The sequence below is a fragment of the Skermanella pratensis genome (genome assembly GCF_008843145.1).
Lineage (GTDB): Bacteria > Pseudomonadota > Alphaproteobacteria > Azospirillales > Azospirillaceae > Skermanella > Skermanella pratensis.
In genome coordinates, this window is the sequence record NZ_CP030265.1 from 4,380,723 (window position 1) to 4,390,000 (window position 9,278).

Annotated in this window: 5 protein-coding genes, 4 tRNA genes, 2 rRNA genes and 1 pseudogene (1 of these 12 only partly in view); 2 read left to right on the plus strand and 10 right to left on the minus strand. The window is 65.7% G+C overall.

Annotated features, from left to right (window positions below; translation table 11 throughout):
* Window positions 1-117 precede the first annotated feature (117 nt).
* The 4 genes and pseudogenes from DPR14_RS20165 to aroA all read right to left on the minus strand — a co-directional run bounded on the left by DPR14_RS20165 (window position 118) and on the right by aroA (window position 4,583).
* A complete protein-coding gene (locus tag DPR14_RS20165) occupies window positions 118-504 on the minus strand; it encodes a hypothetical protein (protein WP_158046750.1) in 387 nt (128 codons plus the stop codon).
* Window positions 505-659: 155 nt separating this feature from the next.
* Window positions 660-2,384, minus strand: a complete 1,725-nt coding sequence (gene rpsA, locus DPR14_RS20170; RefSeq protein ID WP_158046751.1) for a 30S ribosomal protein S1 — start codon at window positions 2,382-2,384, stop codon at window positions 660-662.
* A 138-nt stretch (window positions 2,385-2,522) separates the two neighbouring features.
* A pseudogene (gene cmk / locus DPR14_RS20175) lies at window positions 2,523-3,187 on the minus strand ((d)CMP kinase).
* Window positions 3,188-3,245: 58 nt separating this feature from the next.
* A complete protein-coding gene (aroA, locus tag DPR14_RS20180) occupies window positions 3,246-4,583 on the minus strand; it encodes a 3-phosphoshikimate 1-carboxyvinyltransferase (protein WP_158046752.1) in 1,338 nt (445 codons plus the stop codon).
* Between the two features lie 210 nt (window positions 4,584-4,793).
* Here aroA and DPR14_RS20185 point away from each other — a divergent pair, with 210 nt between their 5' ends.
* Together DPR14_RS20185 and DPR14_RS20190 are read left to right on the plus strand one after the other, a co-directional pair.
* Complete coding sequence (locus DPR14_RS20185; protein ID WP_158046753.1) at window positions 4,794-5,186, plus strand: TIGR02300 family protein; 393 nt, start codon at window positions 4,794-4,796, stop codon at window positions 5,184-5,186.
* Between the two features lie 161 nt (window positions 5,187-5,347).
* Window positions 5,348-5,423: transfer RNA gene (locus DPR14_RS20190), tRNA-Ala, on the plus strand.
* A 65-nt stretch (window positions 5,424-5,488) separates the two neighbouring features.
* Here the strand turns inward: DPR14_RS20190 and DPR14_RS20195 are convergent.
* From DPR14_RS20195 to DPR14_RS20220, 6 genes are all read right to left on the minus strand, one after another.
* Window positions 5,489-7,027 (minus strand): ribonuclease J, encoded by a 1,539-nt coding sequence (locus DPR14_RS20195; RefSeq protein WP_246148377.1) that lies wholly within the window; start codon window positions 7,025-7,027, stop codon window positions 5,489-5,491.
* A 305-nt stretch (window positions 7,028-7,332) separates the two neighbouring features.
* Window positions 7,333-7,418, minus strand: a tRNA-Tyr gene (locus DPR14_RS20200).
* A gap of 38 nt (window positions 7,419-7,456) precedes the next feature.
* Window positions 7,457-7,532 (minus strand) — tRNA-Ala (locus DPR14_RS20205).
* Between the two features lie 97 nt (window positions 7,533-7,629).
* Window positions 7,630-7,704: transfer RNA gene (locus DPR14_RS20210), tRNA-Gly, on the minus strand.
* Window positions 7,705-8,057: 353 nt separating this feature from the next.
* Window positions 8,058-8,172 (minus strand): 5S ribosomal RNA (gene rrf, locus DPR14_RS20215).
* A gap of 129 nt (window positions 8,173-8,301) precedes the next feature.
* Window positions 8,302-9,278 (minus strand): 23S ribosomal RNA (locus tag DPR14_RS20220) (it continues 1,784 nt past the right edge of the window).

Consider the following 9,278-nt stretch of genomic DNA (forward strand, 5'->3'; position numbering starts at 1 on the left):
GCGCCGGCCCCGCAACCGAGGCGGCGGGGTGGCGATGGATTGGGTCACGGATGAAAGGCGAGAGGCAGGGATACCGCCGGCAGCATCTTTATCCATCGCCGTTCATCTGCGGCCCGTTCAGCGCTCGACCTTGTCGTCCGCGTCCGGCCGGGCGCCGGCACCGCCTGCGCCCACGGCGACCTCCGGCGACGTGCCCGGCGTCGTTCCGCCCACGCCCAGCCCGGTCGTGCCCGATACGGTGCCCTCGTTGTTCTCCGGGCCGGGCGTGCCGGGGGTCGCCGTCGTGCTGGAGCCGGAGCCCTGCGCGCCGTCCAGGCGCGAGCGGCCGGCGCCGGTGCCCGCCAGCCCCGCCTCCTCCGACACGGCGGCGTTGCCCAGGATGCTGGTCTCGCGCTGGGATACCACGCCCTGCGCGCGGTCCTCCTTGCTGACCTTGACCTCGCGGCCGGGATCTTCCATCGGGGCGTCGCGGCCGGTGGTCGCGGTGTTCTTCTCGTCTGCCATGGCTCGGGCCTCCGGTCTGTTGAACGGTTCGTGCCGCTCCCAACAGACCTTCGACCTGCGGGGTTCCCCCCAGCCGCCCCCCCCCAAAGAGAAGGGCCGCCGCGGTTGCCCGCGGCGGCCCTTCCGGCCGGAAGCCCGGATCAAAGCGGCGGAGATTACTCCTCGCTCTGCTCCTTGCTCTGGGCGCGGCGCAGGGCCGCACCCAGGATGTCGCCCAGGCTCGCGCCGGAGTCGGACGACCCGAACTCCTGCATGGCCTGCTTCTCTTCTTCCACTTCCTTCGCCTTGATCGACAGGCTGATGCGGCGGCCGCCGCGATCGACCTGGGTGACCTTGGCATCGACCTTCTCGCCAACCGCGAAACGGTCCGGGCGCTGCTCGGAACGCTCGCGCGACAGGTCGGACTTGCGGATGAAGCCCTGGAAGCCGTCGGCCACCGCGACCTCGATGCCGCCGTCGGTGATGGCGGTGACGGTGCAGGTGACGACGTCGCCCTTCTTCAGGCCGGCGGCGGCGCTCTCGAACGGATCCGAGGAGAGCTGCTTGATGCCCAGGCTGATCCGTTCCTTCTCGACGTCGACGTCGAGAACCTTGACCTTGACCTGATCGCCCTTCTTGAACTCGGCGATGGCTTCCTCGCCCGACTTGTTCCAGTCGATATCGGACATGTGGACCATGCCGTCGATATCGCCGGGCAATCCTACGAAGAGACCGAATTCGGTGATGTTCTTGACTTCGCCTTCCAGCTCGGTGCCCGACGGGAACTTGTCGACGAACGACTCCCACGGGTTGTCCAGGCACTGCTTGAGGCCCAGGCTGATGCGGCGCTTCTGGGGATCCACGTCCAGCACCATGACCTCGACTTCCTGGGAGGTCGAGACGATCTTGCCGGGGTGGACGTTCTTCTTGGTCCAGGACATCTCGGAGACGTGCACCAAGCCCTCGATCCCCGGCTCCAGCTCCACGAAGGCGCCGTAGTCGGTGATGTTGGTGACGCGGCCCTTGAACTTGGCCCCGACCGGGTACTTCGCCTCGACGCCTTCCCACGGATCGGCTTCCAGCTGCTTCATGCCGAGGCTGATGCGCTGGGTCTCCGGGTTGAAGCGGATGACCTGGACCGTGACGGTCTGGCCGATCTGAAGGGCTTCCGACGGATGGTTGATGCGGCGCCACGCGATGTCGGTGACGTGCAGCAGGCCGTCGACGCCGCCGAGATCGACGAACGCGCCGTAATCGGTGATGTTCTTGACGACGCCCTGGAGGACCTGGCCTTCCTTGAGGTTGGCGACCAGCTCCGATCGGGCCTCGGCGCGGCTCTCTTCGAGCACGGCGCGGCGGGACACCACGATGTTGCCGCGCGAGCGGTCCATCTTCAGGATCTGGAACGGCTGGGGGGTGCCCAGCAGCGGGGAAATGTCGCGGACCGGACGGATGTCCACCTGGCTGCCCGGCAGGAACGCCACGGCGCCGGAGAGATCGACCGTGAAACCGCCCTTGACCCGCCCGAAGATCACGCCGGTGACGCGGGACTGATCGTTGAACGACTTCTCCAGCAGCGTCCAGGCTTCTTCGCGCTTGGCCTTCTCGCGGGACAGGACGGCTTCGCCGTTCTTGTCTTCCATCCGCTCGAGATAGACCTCGACGGTGTCGCCAGGCTTCAACTCGGCATTGCCGCCGGGTCCGCCGAATTCCTTGAGGGCAACGCGGCCTTCCGACTTCAGACCGACGTCGATCAGCACGTTATCGTTTTCGATCGTGATGATACGGCCTTTGACGACGGTACCTTCCAGGCTGTCGCTGGTGCCGAGCGACTCCTCGAGCAGTGCGGCGAAGCTTTCCATGCCGCTCATGCTCTCGGATCTAGCTGCTGCTTGTGCCATTGAAACTCCTTGGGTTGATCATATAGCGCCCCCCGAACCGTCGGCATCCGATGGTTGAAACGGTAAGGGGACCGCCGCGCCGGACCTCATGCCCGGCGACTTTGAATTCCATCCTGGACGGCTGGCTCGGCAGCGGGCCTACGCACAATGATCGGAGAGGCCGGTTTTGGAGCAGATGAAGGTCATCGCCGCGTCCAGCGCCTGATCGGCGTCCAATGACGAGGTGTCAAGCAAAAATGCGTCGGCAGCCGGTTTGAGCGGGGCTACCGCTCGCTGGCTGTCGCGCGCATCTCGTTCCTTCATGTCCTCCAGGACGGCTGCATATATAACGGCGACGCCGCGATCCCGCAACTCTTTCAAACGCCGCTCGGCCCGCGCCTCGACCGACGCGGTGACGAACAGCTTGGCATCGGCGTCGGGGCATACGATGGTCCCGATGTCGCGGCCGTCCAGCACGGCGCCCCGCGCGCCGCCGGGAGGGTTGGAGGCGAAGCCGCGCTGGAACGCCAGCAGGGCCGTCCGCACCTCCGGCACGACCGCGACCTTGGAAGCCGCGGCGGCGATCTCGTCCCGCGCAGCGCCGGATCGGCCAGCACCCGCGGCGTGGTCTCCGGGTGGAGCGCGCGGGCGGCGACGGTAGCGGCGGCGGCGTTCCCGGGGTCCCCGCCGGAGCGGATCACCGCCAGGCCGACAGCCCGGTAGAGCGAGCCGGTGTCGAGGTGGGCGAAATGCAGCCGGTCGGCCAGCCGGCGGGCCAGCGTGCCTTTGCCACTGGCCGCCGGTCCGTCGATCGCGACCACCAGGGCCCTCTGCACGGCTTCAGGCATGGAATTCCCTCTACTCTGGCGATCTTCTGGCGGGTCAGCGGGCTTCGGGAGCGGAAATGCGCGCTCCCAGGCCGTTCATCAAGTCCACGAAGCCCGGAAAGCTGGTATCGATGAAAGCGGAATCGTCGACCGCCACGGGCTCGGCGGACGCCATGCCGAGCACCAGGAAGCTCATGGCGATCCGGTGGTCCATGGCGGTCGCCACGGTTGCCCCGCCGGGCGGCACGCCGCCACCATGTACGGTCAGGCTGTCCGGGCCGGCTTCCACGCGCACGCCGCAGGCATGCAGCCCGTCGGCCACCATGGCGAGCCGGTCGCTCTCCTTGACCCGCAGCTCGGCGACGCCGTGCATGGTCGTCGTCCCCTCGGCGCAAGCGGCGGCCATGGCCAGGATCGGGTACTCGTCGATCATCGAGGGCGCGCGGTCGGGGGGGACCGCGATGCCGGTCAGGGCGCTGGAACGGACCCGCAGGTCGGCGACCAGCTCCCCCGCCTGGACGCGGCGGTTCAGGAAGGTGATGTCCGCGCCCATCTCGATCAGCGTGTCGTACAGCCCGGTGCGGCGCGGGTTCATGCCGACGTCGGTCAGGGTGACGTCGGAGCCCGGCCGGATCAGTGCCGCAACGGTCAGGAAAGCGGCCGAGCTGGGGTCGGCCGGCACGTTCACGGTCTTGCACGTGATCTCCGGCTCGCCGGTGATGGAGACCGCGAGGGCGCCGCCCTCGATCCGCTCGGTGGTCACGGTGGCGCCGAAATGGGCCAGCATCAGCTCGGAATGGTCGCGGGTCGGCTCCGCCTCGATCACCGTGGTGACGCCCGGGGTGTTGAGGCCGGCCAGCAGGATCGCCGACTTGACCTGGGCGGAGGCGACCGGCAGCCGGTAGGTGATCGGCACGGGGTTCTCGGTCCCGATGACGGCGAGCGGCAGGCGGCCGCCGGACCGGCAGACGAAGCTGGCGCCCATCTGCTCCAGCGGCGTGCTGACCCGCGCCATGGGGCGCTTGGTCAGGCTGCCGTCTCCGGTGAAGAAGGTCGTGATCGGATGGGTGGACACCAGCCCCATCATGAGGCGGGCGGCGGTTCCGCTGTTCCCCATGTCGAGGACCTGCGACGACTCGACGAGGCCGCCGACTCCGACGCCGCGTACCCGCCAGACGCCCTGGTCGTCCCGGTCAATACCGGCGCCGAGCGCCCGCATGGCCGCCGCGGTGTGCAGCACGTCCTCCCCGGTCAGCAGGCCGTGGACGGTGGTCTCCCCGACGGCGAGGGCCCCGAACATCAGCGCCCGGTGCGAGATCGACTTGTCGCCCGGAACCCGGACGGTCCCGGACAAGGGACCGGTTTGGACGGACTGGAGCGGCCTGGGCGCCATGCCTTTTGCTTCCCTCTGGCTGACGGCGAATGGGATGGGGCGGTTCCTAGCATAGATGCGCGCCAGGGGTAAGGGGTGCCGGCGGCGTCACGGACGGCCGGATCGGAGCGGCCCGGAGCATCGTCAATTAGATTTTGACATCAGCGTGGCGGCATGGCAGAGGGGCGTGCTTTGACCAATAGATACCGTGATGAGACCGGAGGATAAGGCGTGGCGAAACCTGAGTGGGGAACCAAACGCATCTGCCCCAATTGCGGGGCGCGCTATTACGACCTCCGCAAAGACCCGCCGGTTTGCCCGAGCTGCGGCACGACCTTCGACCCCGAGGCGCTGCTGAAGTCGCGCCGTGCCCGCCCCGCCCCTGTCGAGGAGGTGGTCAAGAAGGTCCCCGCCGAGACGGACGACGAGGAGGAGACGGTGGAAGCCAACGACGGCGAGTTGGAGGAAGCCGACGACGAGGTCGCCGTCGACGACCTGGACGAGGAAGCCGACGAGACCGTCCAGGAAGAGGACGATGTCCTGCTCGAGGACGCCTCCGAGCTGGGCGACGAGGACGACATGGGCGAGGTCGTCGACGTCGAAGGCGAGGACGAGGAGCGCTGAGGAGTTCCCCGTCCGACGGTGGAAGCGCCGCCGCGAATAAATTCAAGCGGAGGCGAATTTTTCACTTGAATGACAGGGTCGGTTTGAGGATAGTCCCCGGCACCGCGAAGCCGGGGGCACCCAGCCCCCACCGAAGGCGACGCACCGGACTTTAAGAGATTGGGGCCATAGCTCAGCTGGGAGAGCGCTACAATGGCATTGTAGAGGTCAGCGGTTCGATCCCGCTTGGCTCCACCAAAACGGAAGAAGGCCCCGACCACGGATGTGGTCGGGGCCTTCTTCTTTATGCTTGGCCCGTTGCGTCAGGCCGCGAAAGCCGGTTTCGGAGCGTTGCGATCGGCGCGCTGTTCCGCCCGGATACCGAAGGTGGCTTCGACCGATCCGGCCCAGGGCAGCAGGAACTGACCGTCGTTGACCAACCGGTGCGGCTCGATGTGGTCCACCACCGCGGTGCCGGTATCCGCGAGTCGGATGACGTCGCCGTCCTCCGGGACCAGCGCCCGCTCGACGCCGCAGTCGCGCGCCAGCCGGGCATGGGCTTCCAGATGATGGATCTCGCCATGGACCGGGACCGCGAAGCGCGGCCGGATCAACTCGTACATGCGGGTGAGATCACCCCGCGCCGGATGCCCGGAGACGTGGATTGGCGCGTCGGACGGGGTCACGACCTTGACGCCCATGTTCCTGAGCAGCTTGTAGATCGCCTCGATCCCATCCTCGTTGCCGGGGATGGTACGGGCGGAGAACATCACCGTGTCGCCGCGGTGCAGGGCCAGCGAGCGGTGCTCGGCGCGGGCGATCTTGCTGAGGGCGGAGCGCTCCTCTCCCTGGCTGCCCGTGCAGATCAGGACAAGGTTGCGTCGCGGTACGGATGAGGCCTCGGACAGGCTCAGGAAGGGAGCGAGGCCGTCGAGATAACCGCAGGCACGCGCGGCCTTCTCCATCCGGAGCAGCGAGCGCCCGGCCAGCACGACCTTGCGGTCATTGGCGGCGGCGGCTTCGGCGACGGCCTTCATGCGCGCGACGTTGCTGGCGAAGCAGGTCACCGCGATGGCGCCCTTGCGGCTTCGGAACGCTTCGATCAATCCGGCACGGGCCTGGCCTTCGGAGCCGGTGGTGCCTTCGACCTGGGCATTGGTGCTGTCGCACACCATGGCGAGCACGCCTTCGTCGCCGAATCGCTTGAGGGCGGCGAAGTCGGCGGAGGCACCGACCAACGGCTCCGGATCGAATTTCCAGTCGCCGGTGTGCAGCAGGTTGCCCGCCTTCGTCCGGATCGCCAGAGAGATCGGCTCCGGAACGGAATGGGTCACGGCGATCGTCTCGATGTCGAAAGGACCAATTTTAAGGCGGCCGCCGATCGGCATGGTGTTGACCTGGACAGCGCGCGCGGCCCCGACTTCCTTCAGCCGCTCCCGGATCAGGTGGGTTGCGAACGGCGTCGCATAGATTGGGCAGGTCAGGCGCGGCCAGAGATGATGGATAGCGCCGACATGGTCCTCATGGGCATGGGTGACTACGAGACCGACGACGTCGTCCATGCGCTCTTCGATGAAGGCGGGGTCGGCCATGAAGGACTGGACCTCGGGCATGTCATCGCCGGCGAAGGCGACGCCGGCATCGACGATCAGCCATTTGCCGGCATGACCGTAGAGGGTCATGTTCATGCCGATGCGGTTGCAGCCGCCGAGCGGGAGGAAGATGATCTCATCGGCCCGCGGCACCGGGCCACGGACGGGAGCGGAGGCGAGAGCGCGAGACTTCCTGGAAGGTCTCGCCGGGGCGACCGGCGCCGTGGAGACCAGCGTCTCGCCGACACCGAGATCCTGGGCACTTCTCACGGATAGGGTGGATGTCCGCAACCTGCGGCGATCCCTTGAACTTCTCATACAGCTTGTTCTTTCTTGCTTGCGTCCGGAACAGGACGGGAAAATCCCGTTGGAATCATCCGGACCGGTTTAAAACGACGCATCGGATGGATGCGCCCACTGGAATTCTGAAATGGCTTGCGGCAGTTGGAATACGGTGGCGCAATCCGGCGCAGCCGTTATCGGCGGAAAGCAAATCGGAAAAACGAAAAACCCGGCTACTCTGACCGGCACCGTCAAGCGGTGCGATTCGAGGAACCGGGTGCTCTGATCTGTCATGGTGGAGGGGGCTGGATTCGAACCAGCGTACGCTGTCGCGGGCAGATTTACAGTCTGCTGCCTTTAACCACTCGGCCACCCCTCCGGATGGAACTTACTTGGACCCGCGAGGGGGTGGTGTGGTGGTGGAGCCAAGCGGGATCGAACCGCTGACCTCTACAATGCCATTGTAGCGCTCTCCCAGCTGAGCTATGGCCCCATATCTCTGGTATTCATCGTGTCGTTCCGCTTCATCGCTCCCCTCCCCCGGCGCCAGCATATGCGGCGGCCGGCCCTTGGACCGGGCTGAAGAACAATGGAGCGGGCGAAGGGATTCGAACCCTCGACCCCAACCTTGGCAAGGTTGTGCTCTACCCCTGAGCTACGCCCGCAAACTCGTGTTCGGTTCACCTTCCCCGTTGGGAGACGATGATAAAATCGATGTGTTTGAAAGAGGCTTCAACCTGCCGGGTTTTACCGGCGCGCCCGGACGGGCGCCTTCCGTACCGGGCATTACTGTCCCCGGCCCCCGATCGGTTCCACTCGAGCCGATGGGCCAGAGCTTCGTTCCCTCCCGGGGTCCCCGCGCTTCCAGTTCCTTGTGGGGGCAACTGTGGATCCGGGTATCCTGACGATGGTGCCCCTAACCCGGGACGCCAACATCATCTTAGCCGATTACCTGTGTCTTAAGGTAACCTTTTCAACCGTTTTGCTCAACAGACCAAGCGCATACTGCGTCTGGCGGACCTGGCGGCGACCTACTCTCCCACGTCTTGAGACGCAGTACCATTGGCGCGGAGGGTTTTCACGGCCGAGTTCGGGATGGGATCGGGTGCGGGCCCCTCGCTATGACCACCAGGTCGGCCAGGCGCAGGGGCGCCGGGCTGTCGAGGATGAGTTCAAGTGACCTTGGACGGAAGTGATGCAGTTTCTGTTGGACCCGCCGCTTGCGGCCTTGCCGCTGCGCATGGCGTCCGGAGTTGGCTCGAAGGATCAAGCCGTTCGAGCGATTAGTAAGGCTTAGCTTCACGCGTTGCCGCGCTTCCACACGCCTCCTATCGACGGGATGGTCTATCCCGGCTCTCAGGGGAGTGCTTGTTTCGAGGGGGGTTTCCCGCTTAGATGCTTTCAGCGGTTATCCCGTCCGCACTTAGCTACCCGGCGATGCGGCTGGCGCCACAACCGGTACACCAGAGGTGCGTCCATCCCGGTCCTCTCGTACTAGGGACAGCGCCTCTCAGCACTCCGACACCCACGGCAGATAGGGACCGAACTGTCTCACGACGTTCTAAACCCAGCTCACGTACCACTTTAATCGGCGAACAGCCGAACCCTTGGGACCTGCTCCAGCCCCAGGATGTGATGAGCCGACATCGAGGTGCCAAACCTCCCCGTCGATGTGGACTCTTGGGGGAGATCAGCCTGTTATCCCGGCGTACCTTTTATCCGTTGAGCGATGGCCCTTCCACACGGGACCACCGGATCACTATGGCCGACTTTCGTCTCTGCTCGACTTGTCGGTCTCGCAGTCAGGCTGGCTTATGCCATTGCACTCGTCGAGCGATTTCCGACCGCTCTGAGCCAACCTTCGCGCGCCTCCGTTACTCTTTGGGAGGCGACCGCCCCAGTCAAACTCCCCGCCATGCAGGGTCCCGGCTCCCGGTTCAGGGAGCGCGGTTAGATGCCAGAGATCCCAAGGGTGGTATTTCAAGGATGGCTCCGCGCAAGCTGGCGCCTGCGTTTCATAGCCTCCCACCTATCCTACACATGGGAACCCTGGCACCACTGCAAAGCTGGAGTAAAGGTGCACGGGGTCTTTCCGTCTGACCGCGGGTACTCCGCATCTTCACGGAGAATTCAATTTCGCTGAGTTGGTGTTGGAGACAGCGGGGAAGTCGTTACGCCATTCGTGCAGGTCGGAACTTACCCGACAAGGAATTTCGCTACCTTAGGACCGTTATAGTTA

Excerpts from the sequence above, each read along its gene's own strand:
- DPR14_RS20165 (WP_158046750.1), bottom strand. The coding sequence starts at position 504 with ATGGCAGACGAGAAGAACACCGCGACCACCGGCCGCGACGCCCCGATG.
- rpsA (WP_158046751.1), bottom strand. The coding sequence starts at position 2,384 with ATGGCACAAGCAGCAGCTAGATCCGAGAGCATGAGCGGCATGGAAAGC.
- aroA (WP_158046752.1), bottom strand. The coding sequence starts at position 4,583 with ATGGCGCCCAGGCCGCTCCAGTCCGTCCAAACCGGTCCCTTGTCCGGG.